General features: G+C 40.4%; 8 protein-coding genes. 1 reads left to right on the forward strand and 7 read right to left on the reverse strand.

Annotation, left to right across the window (positions count from 1 at the left end; genetic code table 11):
- Window positions 1-104: 104 nt before the first annotated feature.
- From BACCELL_RS16165 to BACCELL_RS16195, 7 genes are all read right to left on the reverse strand, one after another.
- Complete coding sequence (locus tag BACCELL_RS16165) at window positions 105-1184, reverse strand: ParB N-terminal domain-containing protein (protein ID WP_007212996.1); 1080 nt, start codon at window positions 1182-1184, stop codon at window positions 105-107.
- A gap of 410 nt (window positions 1185-1594) precedes the next feature.
- On the reverse strand, window positions 1595-1921 hold the full coding sequence (locus BACCELL_RS16170; RefSeq protein ID WP_007212998.1) for a DUF3853 family protein: 327 nt from the start codon (window positions 1919-1921) through the stop codon (window positions 1595-1597).
- Window positions 1922-2100: 179 nt separating this feature from the next.
- Complete coding sequence (locus tag BACCELL_RS16175) at window positions 2101-3525, reverse strand: hypothetical protein (protein ID WP_007212999.1); 1425 nt, start codon at window positions 3523-3525, stop codon at window positions 2101-2103.
- Window positions 3526-3605: 80 nt separating this feature from the next.
- Entirely contained in the window at window positions 3606-4973 is a 1368-nt protein-coding gene (locus BACCELL_RS16180) for a site-specific integrase (RefSeq protein ID WP_007213000.1), read from the reverse strand.
- Between the two features lie 330 nt (window positions 4974-5303).
- Window positions 5304-8327: a glycoside hydrolase family 2 protein gene (locus tag BACCELL_RS16185; protein WP_007213002.1), complete on the reverse strand. Its 3024-nt coding sequence runs from the start codon at window positions 8325-8327 to the stop codon at window positions 5304-5306.
- Between the two features lie 35 nt (window positions 8328-8362).
- The gene (locus BACCELL_RS16190; protein ID WP_044154062.1) at window positions 8363-9874 is read right to left on the reverse strand and encodes a pectinesterase family protein; all 1512 of its coding nucleotides are present in this window, start codon (window positions 9872-9874) and stop codon (window positions 8363-8365) included.
- A gap of 116 nt (window positions 9875-9990) precedes the next feature.
- Window positions 9991-14295: a hybrid sensor histidine kinase/response regulator transcription factor gene (locus BACCELL_RS16195; protein ID WP_007213004.1), complete on the reverse strand. Its 4305-nt coding sequence runs from the start codon at window positions 14293-14295 to the stop codon at window positions 9991-9993.
- A gap of 286 nt (window positions 14296-14581) precedes the next feature.
- On the opposite strand from BACCELL_RS16195, the gene pelA reads away from it, so the two are divergent.
- Window positions 14582-16627, forward strand: a complete 2046-nt coding sequence (gene pelA, locus BACCELL_RS16200) for a pectate lyase (RefSeq protein ID WP_394372955.1) — start codon at window positions 14582-14584, stop codon at window positions 16625-16627.
- Window positions 16628-16941 lie beyond the last annotated feature (314 nt).

Consider the following 16941-nt stretch of genomic DNA (forward strand, 5'->3'; position numbering starts at 1 on the left):
GAGAGGAAATAGAGTTTAACCTTTTCAATTATGATTTGAGTGTAATTCGTAATTCTCATTAAAAGAGAGAGAGGTCTCTCACCCCTCCCTCCATTTTTTCAATTTTAGCTTAAGGTTTCTCGCTCGGTAAATGCTTTCCAATAACTCTTGAAAAGACTTGTAATAACCTGATCTTTGCTCCTACTAGTAGTCTTCTTTGCATTATCAAGAGATTCTATCTGCTCTTTTGAAAGAGAATTAAGAAACCCGATGACATGAGCATACGCATCGTTAATCGGCTTGTTTTTGTTAATGAGTTGCTCTACAAAACTAAATAGCATTTTAGGAGTTATTTTCAAGCCAACTGTCTTTATGTTCAATTTAGCAATAGCAGTATCATAAAGATTTTTATTACGGTCAAGTCCATCTTCATCAACTAGCGTTTCCAATTTATCAGGGTCTTTTGAATCAATGGCAGACTTAATCATGGCTTTTGAGTATATCTTTTTACCCCCAGAAACGAATAAGGAAGCCGCAGAATCAGAAATGTTTTCTGTACTTGCTAAAGATTTCAGCCATTCCAACTTGGAAGTATCAAGACCACGAACTTTTGCTGTCTGGATAGCCATCGTTAGCCAATCAATTCCATCCCAAGGATTCACAGAAGTATTCGCCTCCTTTAATATCGTCATAAGATCATATTGATCTGTAAGTGGTAGAATAAAGTAAGCTTCATAGTCCTCACCAGCCTTTTTAAGTTCATTAATAGCTTCCCAACGGTGCTGACCATCCAATATCACTAGAATGTGTTCAAGATCAGGGGTATCCTTGGTTATTACATTGCCAGCATAGTCTACTACATCAAGATCCGCTTCGATACATTCCTTAGCCGAAAGTACCAAGAAAGGGGTTATAACCCCCTTTGCGGCTCTGATTGATTCAATCTTCTTTTTTACCTCCTCCTTATCAATGTCCCTGTTTACTAAAATGCGAGCAAACCGATATTTATATGTAAGAAGAGTTGTGAGAGTAAAAATTTGCCTACGAGTGAGTTTTAACGGTTCTTGTTCAGTCTCCTTATCAGCTTTCGGAGACTCCACTGAGGCGTTCTTACCTTTTTGAGGAGCTGCACCATTCTTTTTTGCGGATTTCTGTTCTTTCTGCTCATTTAACATAGCATCTACTGTTTTTCTTTTTTCTGCCATTTTCTAAGATTTTAGTGGTTATTTTTTTAAATTTCGTGAGCAAATATAAGTGAATAAATCAAACGTTTTACGTATCTTAATTTTCTTGATTTCAATTAGTTACACATACGATTACCTGATTATAATTGATCTTATATCACTACATTTTATTCTCATATTTGATCATATTTAGCCATAGCTGAACCTCATTGACTGTCTCTGATTTGTTCATCAAAGAGTCTTGCTGGACATTCACTAATGAAACTGTTACCATTGGAGCTACACCAGTCTCTCCAATCTGTCATACCTGTTCATTTAAGACAAGTAATTCTCAGTTCTTTTCCTTCATGCTTTTCCTGATTTATGAATAGACAGCTTCACCATTGAAAACAGCCGGCATATTTTCCAGCGAAACTGTCTATTCCGGTTAATTACTTGGAGTACTTACGCCCCCATTTTTTATTAGACACTCTTAGTAAATCTAGAGCTAGATCAGCATCGACTACAATGATCTTCCCGTTTTGAGAAATAGCTTCGTTAATGACACCACTTGATTTGATTCTTTGAGCTGTTGCTTGACTACAGCCAAAGAGCTTACTTATGCCAATTAGACCATATACATACCGTTTCTCAATTGACGGATTTGTGTTAGCTCTTCCATCTTTACCTTCATTAGCAAACCCTTCATTTAATGCCTCTATCAGATCACCTAAGGTAGCTTGGAAAAGAGGCTTATCTCTTAGTTCTAAAGCTTTCATTATATCTTTTTTTATATTAGTACTCTATTGAAATCCTTGCTACGATCGTTTTGATTTCTGGCACAAATATATGCACAAAAAAATGGAATTACAGTAGGTGTAATTCCATGATTATGAGATATATAACGCAAATTATATGAACGTTATATATATGTTATATAGAGTATTATATTATGAAGTCAATTAGTATCTTTCCATTTTAAGATTCTTATATTTTGGATATTCTCCGCTATCTTTAATCTAATCTCTTCCGGTAATTGTTTTGTTCCTATTTTCCCTGTTTTTAATGTATTCTCACTTAACTTTTTTCCTTTCGGCATAAAAATATTACTGGTTATTTTCCATATGCCATCAGGAACAGTTTTAAGTTTTCCTTTAGCATCTTTACCATATAATTCCCTTATAAAAACTTGAAGGGTGTGACGGTCACCATTCCATAATACAGTTTTTGTATCAGTATTAGATGTACTGCTCCCTAAAAAAAAGCACAAAGGCTGTCCGGCATCAACATAACTATAAAAAGCTTGGTGAAGTTTTACCAATTTCTTATTATCAAATCCATCTGGCATAGGTAAGCGATAAATATCATTATTTGTTAATGGAGAATCTACAATATCACAAAAGTGAATTATATGTTCATCGTTTTTGTGTTTATACATATTATACTCATCCTGCATAAAGCCATCTATACCTAAATCTCGTAATTTCCTTATAATCCATTCTTTTTCCTCATTTTTTAGCGTATTATTATGCATCATACGAAAAAATGGAGATAATATACGTTTCTCAAAAAATGTATAATAGGTCCGAAAACAATTTAGTTTATCAAGAGCATAAGTATATGTTAGTATCACATTCTCTAGATTGAATATACCAGTGGTGTATATATTACTTTTCCATTCTTCATATTCAGTACTAAACTCTCTTACTACACGATCTATAGCCACAAATTGAATAAAAATCCAGTTTAATTCATGTTGTTCATTTTTATGGACAACGGGTAATCCTCTTTCTAATATTTTTTTTCTAATATAATCATCATAAAAAAACTTAGCCTTAAACATCTCACCAATCCAATTGTTTATTTTATCACTATATTCAAAAATAAACCATTTGGGAAAAGATTTTTGGTCTGTTTGATATGTATTCTCTAACGATTTTTTTTCTTCAAACGTAAAGCATCCGGGATACAAAAAATCTAAAGCATCTGTCAAATTCATAATAGAGAAAATCATTCTTAAAAAAGATTCTGTCGCAAATTCTGTTTTTTTAGAATCTAAATTCAGACATTCTTGCTCAATTGTTTTAGATTCATATTCAAAATATGAATGGATCTGACTAGACCAGATACTAGCTATGGATTTTGGAAAATATAAAGTCATTAGATAAAAATAAAAAATAAATCTTCGGTCTGGAGATAACGAATCTGTTGTCATCTTTTTCCTATTGATTTCATTAATCGAAGAGAATAATAATGGAGCGATCGCATCTTCTATTAAAAATTGTCCGTAACTATCTTTATCCTTACCGATTAAATAAGTATCCTTGTCTATTCTCTTATAGAAAATACTAGCTTCGTTTAAAGTGATATTTTCGTTTTCCATAATAGTGTTAATTTGAGATTATTGCAATAAAAAGCAGCATCCGGTTTTCCCGAATGCTGCCTCAAATATATAAAATTTTGTTAAGCTATACTCCTAATATGTTCACAAAGTTCTTTCAATTGTGTCGGATTCATTTTATCTAGACTTTCTATGATATCAGACTTATATTGGTGAGTATTCCATTTTTCCATTTGCATCTTCTGTGTTTCGTCTGCTACCTCTATATACGGTTTCATACTTTCATAATCTGCGTGTCCGGTACAACTCATTACTACAGTCGGAGATATCCCTAAAGCTAATGAACAGCAAACGAAAGTTCTACGTCCATCGTGACAGCTTATCGTTTCATAAAACTTATGGATTTCTTCATACCGTTGCGTACCTATAAAGTAGGTTTCAACTATCTCTCTATCTAAACCAGCCAATTCAGCGGCTTCTTTCAGGTAATCATTAAGTTTCTGATTCGAAGCAACAGGAAATATTGTACCGTTCTTGGAGTGATACCATGAATATTTATCTATAATCTTTTGAGCATTTTCTATTATAGGAACAGTAATTCTATCATTCGTTTTTTGAGTATACATCTCAATATTCCCATTTGAAATATGCGCTCTCTTTAATGCGCTTAAATCAGAATAACGTAAAGATGTAAATGCCATAAAGCAAAACATATCTCTAGCTCTATCTAAATACTCTTTGCTTTTAGGAAATTGGAAAGATGCAAAATGGAGTAATTCTTTATATTTCAAAAAAGTCACTTCCTTTTTAGTCACAGTTAAGTTTACCTTATAGCTGAGTACTCCTCGCTCTACCGGATAACCATTGGCATCAATCCATCTAAGAAAAGACTTTAATATTCTGAATTGTTTTACAGTGGTGCGGTTACGATATCCATTTTTCACATACCATTTTTTAAGTTCTGTCATCTTATTCTTATCAAGTGTCGCTAGAGATATGTTGGGATCACAACTGTTTAAATGATTCCATGCTTGAACATATTTATGATGTACAGATTCACTCCAGCTTCTTTCTGTGGAGCAAACTTCTAAAAAGTCATTGAAAATTTCACGAAAAGACTTTTCCCGCTCTATTGGATTATCTGGTACTGCCTCTTCTTTTATTCGTCCCAGCTTCTCATTAACCAGTTCCTTCAATTCACTTTTGGTTGGCAACTGAGAATTTAAGCTGTATTCTGTGAAAGACTCCTCGATGCACTCTAGAAATTGAGAAATACGATTGTTAATATCTCTAGCTACCACCGTCCTTCCACCAACTTTATGAGTAGTATTATACCTAGCTCTTTGGTTCTCTTTATCCCATTTGTCTGGATCGGCATTACAACCAACAGAAAAGCCAACTTCGTTCTTCCGATTATTCCATCTAACTCGGATCATAACCTGATTGTTCTTGTGTAGGAAGGTTCTACAGCTGTGATTAATTTCTATCATACGTATTATATTTATGAGTTATTTTTCTGCGAATATAGAAATAAAAATCGTGGGGAGTAAGCCCTAATTCCTACTCCCCCCTTTTTTGAGCGTACAAGATTTTATGTGCTATAAAAAGATATGATTAATTGTTTATGTTGTTGATATATAATAGTATACGTAATCGGATCAAAGTTATTATGATCAAAGCAAGAATACCTCCAGCTCCACCAAAAGAAAGAAAGCTCTGAAATAATCAGAGCTTTCTTTCTTTTTATTCCGCTTCTTGTCTTCCGAACATGTTTCATCCGGGCTTACCCGTAGAATCATGTAGTTTTGCTCTTTCCTTTCTTATCTATAAACTTCCTTCAATAGATTCAGTAGCAACTGTTGTCCTACCACATTAGCCCGGTTTTCACTTTTCGTATTGAATGTATTCATAGATTCATTCATACCATCCAAATCGACAGGTGCGGTATACTCCTTGATTCCTTTGATACAGGCAGGGATATCCAGCGTAGTGATAATTACTTTTCCACTTCCTGCCGGTATCACCTGTAAGGCTGAATATACCTCTTTCTTATGGTCGGAAACACAGCCTACAAGTGTCTCACCATTGAAACACCGCAAACCGATACGACGCCGGTTGTACGTGGCAAAGCATTGATATTCCCAGTTGAAAGCACTATTTGCCGGCAGGTTCATAAAGATAGGATGCTCCCGGTTGAAGAAATTACCTCCATACCATGATTTACCCAGAATCTTCGAACCACGATAGTCTAGTACCTCTTTATCTGCCAGGAATTCTGCCCAACGTTCCGGATTGTCTACAATAATCAGAGTATGTCCTTTATATACCCATTCCATGATGTCGCTCATGCCACTGCCCCATTGCGTAGGTTCATAAGCGCCGACCAGCAGATAATCTCCTTCAGGAGTGCCACCTTTGTAAACCGGAACCTCCATGCCGACACCACGTAAGAAGTTTACCAGAGCTCCTGTCGTATCGGCTACACTGCCCTGTGTTGTGATGCCTTTCGTATTCAGTTCAACCGCAAACAACAGATCGTCTCCCTTTACCAATTCTGTTTTACCTTTCAGTAAGGAAGCCTCTATACGGGTATAACCTTTACTCTTCGGTATAAATGCCCAACCGCTTTGCAGGCATTGACCGTAGTCGTTTCCACCTTTCACTGTCACCCGTTCCTTATGACTGGCCACTACGTTTCCACTCTCATCTTTGGCTACCAGATTCAGTATATAAGAACCTTTCAGATTCTTTTCGTTCACAATGTAAGTGTCCACCAACGTTGTATCTCCTGTACTCACTACCTTGCGGTTCATTTTGACAGCCAGATAAAGAGGAGCATTGTAGCGGGCCATGACTTCCGGATCTCCTTTTGGGAAACGGTAATTGTCGACGATGCCCGAATGATTCTCAAGCTTCATACTTTCCCAACCATTTACGGCATACGCATCTACTGTATTACTGATCCGGATATTCTCTATGATCCTTCCCTGATAATAGAAAGAAACATTTCCCATAGAACGCGTCAGGTCATCCACTGTGGGGAAGGCTTTGTCGAATCCTTTCTCTTTCAGAAAACGGTCGTAGGCGTCATACCATTGCAGATAATCGTCCGCTTCCCAACTATTCATCTTGCCGCTTTTCAGGATATCTTCGCGGATGAGTTGCAGGCGTGGAGGAGTACCGATAGCCCCGTCTTCACCCCAGTATACAATTTCTTTCTTATGATCGGAGAAACGGTGATAGTTATCTTTACCCAGATATAAGTTGTCATGATAACATCCGGGGCCACCTGCATGATGCCGGTCATACCATCCATAGTCGTAGAAGGTAGTGTCATAAGGCATCAGATGCAATTTGAAACGTGTATTGTGTTCCTCCGCCGGATTTTCTCCGTTGCTTGAATTATAAGTCAGGATGCGGGTAGGGTCCAAAGCATGTGCCATGCGCATCTGGTCATAATCTTGAGTCTGGGGATAAGCGCCACGTTCATTATGCAGATTGTAGATGATGAGTGACGGATGGTTACGGTCCCGCTTCACCATGCGTGCCAGTTTCTCGTTGCGGTAGGCAAAATAGAAATTACTTTGCTTGTCGTTGTCATTGAAGTTTTTGATGGGGTACTGATTACCTCCGGGTTCTTCAAAATAGAGTAATCCCAATTCATCAGCATAGTCCAGAATGTTGGTTTGCCCGATATTCCGGTGAAAGTTCAGCATGTTTAATCCCAGTTCTTTGGCAATCGTAATTTGCCGTTTGGCCAGTTCATCGGAAGGAGTGATACCATTGTAAGGCCAGAATCCCCATGAGATAGCTGTCCGTAATACGATTCGTTTGCCGTTCAGGAAGAACTGCCGGTCTCCTTTTACGTCTTTTATTTCGAACCAGCGGAAACCGAAACGCTCAGTTACGGCATCGTCGTTCAGAGAAATTTTCAGGTCATAGAGACGAGGCGAGTCTACGCTCCATAAGTGCGCATTGGGCACTTTGATTTGGTAAGTTTGCAGGTTCTCACCTTCTTTCAGTGATTCCAGGCGGACATTCTTGCGGTATACGGTCTGTCCGTTGGGATGTTCCTTGATTTCCAGGCATAATTCCTTGTTTGTGACAGAAGCTCCGGTTTCATTGGCTGCCCTGACTTCTACTTCAATGGTATGCGGTTCCGGTTGGTTTTTGATGAATACATCTTTCACATAAAGCTTTCCGGTAGCTTCCAGTTCCACTTTTCCCGTAATACCACCGAAGCCGTGTGAGGGATTGGTGCGATATACTCCCCAGGTATAAACCTGTGAATCTTTCCAATTGAAGTTCCCGTTAGGATCTGTAATCCGGAAAGTGATTACATTCTTCTTGCCCGGTTCTATAAAAGGAGTGATGTCGATGGAGAAAGGAGTACTGTTCACTAAATCATATCCTGCCAGTTGATGGTTGACAAATATTTCAGCACGGAACCTCACGGAGCCGATATTCATTGCAATTCGTCTGTCTTTCCATTCGGCAGGAATGTCTACTTCTGTTTCAAACCAGGAAACTCCCGTATAGTTTCCTGTCACTCCGAATGTCTGTCCATTCCATCCCCACAGGTGCTCTTCTACTGTGGCAGGCAGATTGATACCTGTTTTATCGGGATGTTTCAGTAATTGCCAGCCCCCTGTCGGAGTGTTTACAGGCAATGCTTTGATATCTACCGGCGGAAGATATAACTCATCATTCTGCCAGACGGCTGCACGGTCTAAGGTGATGTTCCACGGTTGAGAGGACAAGTCGAGGTTTACTCTTTCCTGAGAGGAGCCGATGAAAATATTCAGTACGACACCTGTTATTAGTAGTAGAAACTTCTGATTCATACTTTAGCTTCTGATTGATGTTTTTTTATGGAGGATTATTTGAAATAACTGAAAGGTTGCCATCCTTTCAATACAAACGCCGGATTCATGTAATCCGCAATGAGCGCTGCGTCTTTTTGCGCATCCAGTTGGCGTGAATAGGCATGGCGTTGTGTTACATCCACCGGTTTGCCTGTTCCCATATCGCAAGTGTTGAACTCATACATCCGGGAACTTTTCTCACCAATAGCACTCCATCCTTGTGGGATAATGTTTTTCACCTTACAGTTGATTACCACAAACTCTGCGTCCGGGTAAGCGGTTCCGTGATTGCTTTTTGTACGTCCGTAGTCGGCTTTCTTTCCGTCGGGGGCGGCAAAGGTACATTCTACAAAGACATCACCATGATTTCCTGTAGTGTTTCTTACCCAGGAGAATGGGCCTCCGTCGTTGCGGAAGTTACTGCGGTAGGCAAACAGACTGCCACGTCCCAGGATGGTGTCACCACCTCCGTCCAGTTCACACGACTCCATATAGATTGTTCCGTTTGCTTGCAATGCATCTCCGGAACCGATGATATGTACACTGTAGAGGGCAATACGTTCACCGTTCAACAGCAAACCTTCAGCTTGTCCATGCAGGTCGGTAGCTATGGTCAGGTCTTCCAGTAGGATGTCGCTGCAATTATCCAGCATGAAAGCGGCTCTTCTGGACGGGAATGTGCCCGGCCATTCGTTGGTTTTCACTGTCAGGGGATGAGGATTGAAAACTTCGTTGTTAGCATAGTGTACCCGGGTACGGTCCATTCCTGCACCTTTAATCTTTACATTTGTTTTGTTCCGGGCATATACCAGTTCTTCGTAGTCGCCGGCTTGTATCAGGATTACGGTTTGTTTCTGACTGAAATCGGGAATAAAGTCGAGTGCTCCCTGCACGGTGTTGAAATCACCTTGTCCGTTTGCATCTACAATCAGTGTGTCTGTAGAAGCGGGAGCGGAGTCTTTGGTTTTGAAGCTCCAGTTATGCTCTTTGCTGATACCGTGGAAACTGTGGTCGGGTAAAGTCAGAACACCTTCGTCTATGGTGACATAATAACTATGGTTATAGTCGAGCATATTGTTGTGCAGATAGATGGTTGCCGTCGAATCGCGCACGATGATGGGATGGAAATGAAACGCATCTGTAAATCCACCGATGATGTTCAGCTGGTAATCGGGTGGGGTAGGTTCTGCCGTACCTGAGGGGGTGCCGGGGCGAGTATCCCTGTTAGTAGGCATATGGGTACGTGTATAGTCGTAAGGTATTTTGGTGTAATCACATTCCGGTCCATACGTGCGGCTTTCGGTAGGTCCGGACGGGATACTCAGATCCAGACTGTCCACTATCTGGTGCGACATCGCATCATAAATGCGTATCATTCCGGAGTCACCTACTATGGGGCTATCCGTGAAAGTTAGTACCAGATGGGTATCCGGATTTACATTCTCAGCACCGGCAGCCGGAAACAGTTCGGCGTTTGGTGATTCAGGTTGGTTGCAGGCCGACAGAAAAGGCAATACAGCCAGCATAACAAACAAAGGTTTCATCATTGTTATCTCTTAATTTAGTAGTTCTTTGGGAAATTATATAGGGTGCAAATATAGGCCATCCTCCCAACTTCGTTTTATAATATCTGTGCGATTCATTACAATTTCAGTTCATCAGGATGTTTTTTCAGTTTATATTCTTTGGGAGTACAATTCATGGTCTCTTTAAACACTTTGCTGAAATACTGGGGAGTTGCAAATCCACTCATATATCCCACTTCAGAAACAGTATATTGATCTTGTTCCAATAACTGAACGGCCCGTTTTATGCGCATACTTTTCATGAAGTCCACAGGTGAAACTCCCATCAGGGATTTCATCTTCCGGTAAAATACTGTACGGCTCATTCCCATAGCTTCAGCCAGGTCGTCTATCTTAAAGTCAGGATTGTGAATGTTTTCTTCTACACTCTGAAGTATATTCCGGATGAAGTCATCATCAAAATGAGTCACCTGGGGAGTGGCAGATTCTATCTGGTCTGTTATATTCGTTATTTTTTCTCTCTTTATTTTAGAGGTGTAATAATCATATAACATTTGCCGCTGTTTGAACAGGGAGTCTACTTTCGCTTTCAGATAAGTGGAACTGAAAGGTTTGGTAATATATTCGTCCGCACCATACTCCAATCCCTGAATCTGATCGCTCAATGAAGACTTGGCTGATAATAGAATAACGGGGATATGACAGATATTGCTGTTTGCTTTTACTCTTTTCAGGAACTCTATTCCATCCATTTCGGGCATCATAATATCACTGATGACGATATCCGGCATTTCAGCCAGGGCTTTATCTAATCCTTGCTTTCCATTTTCCGCTTCAAAAACCACATAATCTTTGCTTAGCACATTGCATATAAAATGACGTAGCTCTTCATTATCTTCAATAATCAGAATCCGGTTTTCTTTATTTTCATCTTCTATGAGTTTCCCCTCATTCTCTCTCTGCAATTCAGAATGCTCACTGTCATTCAGGATGAATTCTACATTGCTGTCTGCACTGAAGGTCTCATAGCTTCCTGGTAACCTGACCGAAAAGGTACTGCCTTCACCTAATTTACTATCTACTTTTATGGTGCCATGCAGTAAGTTCAGCAATTCTTTTACCAGAGACAGACCGATGCCTGTCGAGAGGTTCGGATCAGCCTCGTCTAAAGTTTCAAAACGAGTGAACAGTTGATTGATCTTTTGGGCATTGATACCACGTCCTTCATCTTTTACCTGTAAGTACAGATGATCCTTTTCGCCGGTTACGGATAAAATTATCCTTTTCTCATTGGATGTATATTTGAATGCATTGGATAACAGATTAAAGAGAATCTTCTCCAGTTTATCCACATCTGTGTACATCACAAAAGAGTTGAAGTTGCAGTTCAACTGGAATTCTATATGTCGTTTGTGAGCCATGGAAGTGAAATTCTCATAGATTTTCATTATCAAAGGAATCACATCCAACTGTTCTACCATCACTTTCATCTTATCATTCTGTATCTTACGAAAATCCAGTATCTGATTGATTAGCCGTAGCATTCTGTCTGTATTTCGTTTGGCAACCTGCATATTCTCCAGGCCTGCGTCAGATAGTTTCTCATTACTGATGACTTCATCTATCGGACTGGCTATCAGTGTAAGTGGAGTGCGAAGCTCATGAGAAATATCAGTGAAAAAACGTAGCTTCAGATTGGAAAGCTGTTGCTCGAAATCTACTCTGCGCTGCAAATTAGTGATGCGGATTACGATATATATTACGATGAGCAATGCAGCAATACCTATGACAATATAGAGCAATATCGCCCAGGTTGTTTCAAAAAAGGTCGGTTCGATATGTATAGGCAAAGAAGTTGCGTTATCTACCCATACCCCATCTCCGTTAGTCGATTTTACCTGAAACAGATAGTCGCCTGCCGGTATGTTTGCCAGACTGGCTGAATGACTGTTTCCCAATTCAATCCACTGGTCATTCAATCCCTGAATGCGGTATGCATATTTTATGGCCGGAGAGTTTACGTAATCCAGAGCGGCGAATGTAATGGTGAAGTTCCGTTCGTCTGCCTTTAAGGATTGTATTTCTGTACTATTGAACACTTCTTGCCGGCGGGATGTATTATTTAGATAAATATCCAAATGCGAGAATACGATGGGAGGTACAAAATCGCTCTTATACAAGTCTTTGGGGGTAACACATAATGCTCCGAATTCCGAACCGAATATTAACTTCCCGGAAGAACACAAAACGGGCTTTGTCTCAGCCATTTGTATCTGATCGTTGTACTCTTCCAACAGATTCATATCGGCATCCAATTTTGATAATTTATTCTCTGAAGCAATCCATAGATTGCCTTCGGAGTCTTCGATTGCTGAAAGGGATAAATCGGGTACTTGCCCATTCGTCGCGTTATAATGTTTGAAAGTCAGCTTTTCGGATAGCCTGCTACTGTCATCCAACAGATTAATTCCTCCGCTCAGTGTTATGACCAACAATTTGCCATTATGGGTTTGGGTAATATTCAGTACGTCATTGTTACTCAAACTGGAATAACGTTCCTCACAAACGTTATGGTAAAAACGGATGGCTTCCGGTCTTGCAAAATCAGAGGAGCAAGAGAGTAGTCCTCCTGTGGTTCCAATCAGGATAACTCCATTATCTGCCTCGTACAGGCAACGTACTTTCTCACATACATGAATCGGGTAGTTATTGAGAATATTTCCGGAGTGAATGAAACGCAGACCGGCACTTTCCGGTAAATGCTCTATCAGGTTGAGGCCTCCTCCAAAAGTTCCTATCCATATACGTCCTGCTGAGTCTTGCAAAATGGAGTAGATGGAATTGGAAGATATACTATACGGATTGTTTTTATCCGATAGGTGATGGGTAATCCGGTAACTGTTGTCTCTTTCGGGATGCAATAGATAAAGCCCGTTGTCTTTGGTGCCCAACCAGATGTTATGTTCTTTATCTTCGTAGATGCAATATACATCTATATTGAAGGTAACGGTAGGATCAGGTACTATTTTGCCTTCCCTTGAAAGATTTCCAATCCATTGTCCCGACGGATCGTAGAGACATACGTTGCTCGATTGCTTTTTGTGATTACGTTTCCATCCCACCCACAAGCGCTTCTGATGATCTTCCATCAAAGCACGTGCTTCTTTATGGTTATCGAATCTATATTCGAATTTCTTCCGGTGGAATGATAGGTATCCAAAACCATCTCCTTTGGTATACCACAGATTCTGATGGCGGTCGATAATATAACTGAAGGCCTGGAATGAAACAGGCTTCCGCATTCCCATTTCATAAGTAGATGCCTGCTCTAAGCAACGGTTTACCGGATTGTAAAAGCATAACTCACCTCCTGCGGGTTTGAGCCAGATACAACCATATTCGTCTTCATGCACAAAAGTACAAGGTTTATAGAAAGGGACTTCCGAGTATCTGGGATAATTCAATAAAGTGGTGTTTTCATTTTCCTTATCTAATAGGATTACTCCATTGTTGGCACCCAGTAGCCATAGATTTCCTTTTTTGTCTTCAAATACGTCTGAATCTATTTCTATGGGCATTTCATGGACTGTGAATTTTTCATTTGCCGGATCGTAAAGTATAATGCTCCTATTCTGTAGAATTACAATTTTATTATCCGCTAAACTTTTTAATCCTGTGATCTCTGATATCGGTTGTTCGGGTACACATGGCAATACATCCTGGCTTTGAGTATCATACCGGGTGAAGAAGCCTTTGGAAGTGGCCAGGTATATTCCACCGGGAACTTCCACCATAAATTCGAAAGGCATTAGATTAGATATGCTTTTCTGACCTACAATAAGAGCGCCTTTGTTAGTCAGAATCCATTCATCTCCATCCTTATCTTGGGTAATGCCATAAATGGTATCTCTTTCATTTCTTCCGGAATATAACTCGACGGACTCTGTCGCCGGAAACTTATTTTCATCTATGCGATACAGCTCATTCTGCATACCGACGGCCCAGGTAATCCCTTTTCCCAGTGCATACAATTTGCTAACTGAATTAGTGAGGCTTTTGTTAAAAAGGAAAAGGTCCTGGTATTCGTATGTCCGGGTGTTGAATAAGTAACAGCGTTTATCATAAGTCAGGCACCAGATGTTATTCAATGAACTCTTTTTAATTTTAGTAAAGCGATGATTGCTTATGCGGATAGGACTTTCCGGGTAAGTTTTATAATTATAGAATGAGTATCCGTCGAAACGTTCCAGTCCGTTCCAGGTGGACATCCATATATAACCATTATCATCCTGGATAAAATTATGGACGTTTTTCTGAGATAATCCGTCTTGTACTGAATAGTGCTTCATATTGATCAGACTTTGTCCGAACAACATAGGGGTGAATAAATAGAGTAGTATGGTGATGACCGGCTTTAGCATAGTATCTGTATTTTTCTGTCATACAAATATCGGGAAAAGTTATCAGATACCAATAAACTGATGAATTATTGCAATGATTAGACCTGAAATTATAAAAAGCGTACCCTATGTTCAGAATTTGTAAAGGAAAAGCTGAATATTATAATTCGATGTTTTATGAAATGTCTTCTTTTGCAAAGAATTATCTAACAAAATAAAAACAGGGATCATGAAACAGATTTTTATTTTCAGAAAGACGTATGCTGCCGTTATTCTGATAGGTTATCTGATAGCATTCTCTTCGGCAATGGCACAGCAAATGCCGCGACGCAATGCTTTACGCGAAACAAACAATGAATTTTTCAAGACTGAAGAAGCGCGTCGCATAGGCAATCAGGTGCTGGCGTTTCAGCGTTGTACCGGTGGTTGGCCGAAGAATATCGATATGACTCAAAAGATGAGTAATGAGGAATTAGCACAAGTCTTAAAGGAGAAGTCACGCCGTAACGATTCGACAATTGATAATGGCGCGACCACCATGCAGATGATTTATCTGGCTCGTTTATACAGGCAGACAAACGATGTGCGCTACCGTGACGCTTTCCGTCTGGCGGTGGAGTATCTTTTGAACGGTCAGTATGAGAATGGCGGATGGCCGCAATTCTGGCCGGAAATGCGCGGATATCAGGTACATATTACTTTTAATGATGATGCGATAGTTAATACACTGGAAATACTGCATGACATTATGACTGCTGAATTTCCTTATGACGGTGACCTCACCGACAAGGCAATACGTCAACGGCTGTCGAAAGCTTTTGATAAGGGAATTGAATGTATTCTGGCAACACAGATCGTAACTGATGGACAGCTTACGGTATGGTGTCAGCAACACGACCGTGAAACCTTGAAACCGGCTTCGGCACGTGCCTATGAGTTGCCCTCGTATTGCTCGGCAGAGAGTGCTGCCATCGTGCATTTACTTATGACGTTGCCTAAACCTGATGCACGTATTAAACGGGCTGTCCACGGAGCTATGAAATGGTTTGATACGTATAAACTCACCGGTTTGCGGTGTGAACGGTCGGCAGGAGAGCATGGTGTACGTGATACCCGCCTTGTAGAAGATCCGCAGGCCGGGCCGATATGGGCACGTTATTATGATTTGAAGTATTGCGAACCTTATGTTTGCGACCGTGATGGTTTGCCACGACGTCGATTGGAGGAAATCGGAGTGGAACGTCGCAATGGTTACAGCTGGTATAACAGTCGTCCGGCCGAGCTTTTCGAACAGTATGATATTTGGGCAGCTAAGTATGATCCGAAGCACAAGGTAAATGTTAGTCTGAATTCCCAAGGGGCTAATGAGAGGGGAATTATTGAAATGTATCGTCGTCCGGTGATGGACCGCACAGCTTTCGATGTGGTGGTGAAGCCGGGACAAAGTATCCAGGATGCCATTGAGAAAGCACCTGAGACACCGACAAATCCTTTCAAGATTCTTATATTAAAAGGTAACTATAATCAAAAGGTTATCATAGACCGTCCGAACATTGTATTGGTAGGTGAGAGCCGTGACAGTACAGTGATTGTTTTAGCCGAGACTGCTAAGACAAGGACCGTCACTCAATATCATGGAAAACCTGTGGGCAATGGTGTGATTGTGTTGCAAGAGGGGGCTGACGATTGTGTCATTAGCGGTCTGACAGTATATAACAATTATGGAACTACTGTTGAGAACACTACCACCCACCAGATGTCTATCTTTGGACGTGCTACACGTACCATTGTTATTAATTGCAATGTATGGGCTGATGGTAATGATGCACTTTCACTTTGGGCGCCGGCAGGCAATGGAATGTATTATCATGCCGATCTTTATCTGCGTTGTCCCGGAGTGGATTTTCTTTGCCCGCGCGGGTGGTGTTATGCTACCCGCTGTCGGTTTTATGGCGATGGCCGTGCACTGATCTGGCATGACGGTCGGGGTGATAAGAGTAAGAAACTGGTTATCACTAATTCGTCTTTTGATGCTCAATCACCAACTATTCTCGGTCGTTGGCATCATGACTCTCAGTTCTTTATTATCAATTGTCAGATGTCGGAACAGATTCTGGATTGCAATATTGGTTATGCTTATTCGGACAAAGTGCTCGATCCTTGTCCGTGGGGACAGCGTGTTTATTACTATGGCTGTCGTCGTCAGGGAGGTCATAGCGGTTGGTTGGACAATAATCTGCAACAGGCGGAGAGTGCACCGGCATTTTATGGCATCACTGCCCAATGGACGTTTGGCGGGAAGTGGGATCCGGAACGGAGAATTCGTGATCTTTGGAATGTTTTGGCTTATTGACGAAATAACCCTGTTGATAAGAGGAAAGGCGTGGTCGTAAGATTACGCCTTTTCTTATGGTTGGAGAGGGGGATACTGATGCTTTGTCGTGCCTCTGTTTGCTCCATTTAGTTTCTGCCTTTTGGAACAAAAGTACCTTGCCTGTGGAACAGAAGTTTCTCAAGTAAGAAATAAAAGTGTCTTACCTAAGAAATAAATGTCCCACAATAAGGAAACAAATGTTCCTATAAAGTGAAACGGGTGCTTTCTCGTAACGGTATAGTAATAAGTTCTCACCACAGAGTAACACAGAGTCTCACGGAGTTCTATTCTTG

Origin of the sequence: Bacteroides cellulosilyticus DSM 14838 (genome assembly GCF_000158035.1) — a bacterium.
Taxonomy (GTDB): Bacteria; Bacteroidota; Bacteroidia; order Bacteroidales; family Bacteroidaceae; genus Bacteroides; species Bacteroides cellulosilyticus.

What these genes read in the sequence shown, in the direction of transcription:
- BACCELL_RS16165 (WP_007212996.1), bottom strand. Translation starts at nt 1,184, where the DNA reads ATGGCAGAAAAAAGAAAAACAGTAGATGCTATGTTAAATGAGCAGAAA.
- BACCELL_RS16170 (WP_007212998.1), bottom strand. Translation starts at nt 1,921, where the DNA reads ATGAAAGCTTTAGAACTAAGAGATAAGCCTCTTTTCCAAGCTACCTTA.
- BACCELL_RS16175 (WP_007212999.1), bottom strand. Translation starts at nt 3,525, where the DNA reads ATGGAAAACGAAAATATCACTTTAAACGAAGCTAGTATTTTCTATAAG.
- BACCELL_RS16180 (WP_007213000.1), bottom strand. Translation starts at nt 4,973, where the DNA reads ATGATAGAAATTAATCACAGCTGTAGAACCTTCCTACACAAGAACAAT.
- BACCELL_RS16185 (WP_007213002.1), bottom strand. Translation starts at nt 8,327, where the DNA reads ATGAATCAGAAGTTTCTACTACTAATAACAGGTGTCGTACTGAATATT.
- BACCELL_RS16190 (WP_044154062.1), bottom strand. Translation starts at nt 9,874, where the DNA reads ATGCTGGCTGTATTGCCTTTTCTGTCGGCCTGCAACCAACCTGAATCA.
- BACCELL_RS16195 (WP_007213004.1), bottom strand. Translation starts at nt 14,295, where the DNA reads ATGCTAAAGCCGGTCATCACCATACTACTCTATTTATTCACCCCTATG.
- pelA (WP_394372955.1), top strand. Translation starts at nt 14,582, where the DNA reads ATGGCACAGCAAATGCCGCGACGCAATGCTTTACGCGAAACAAACAAT.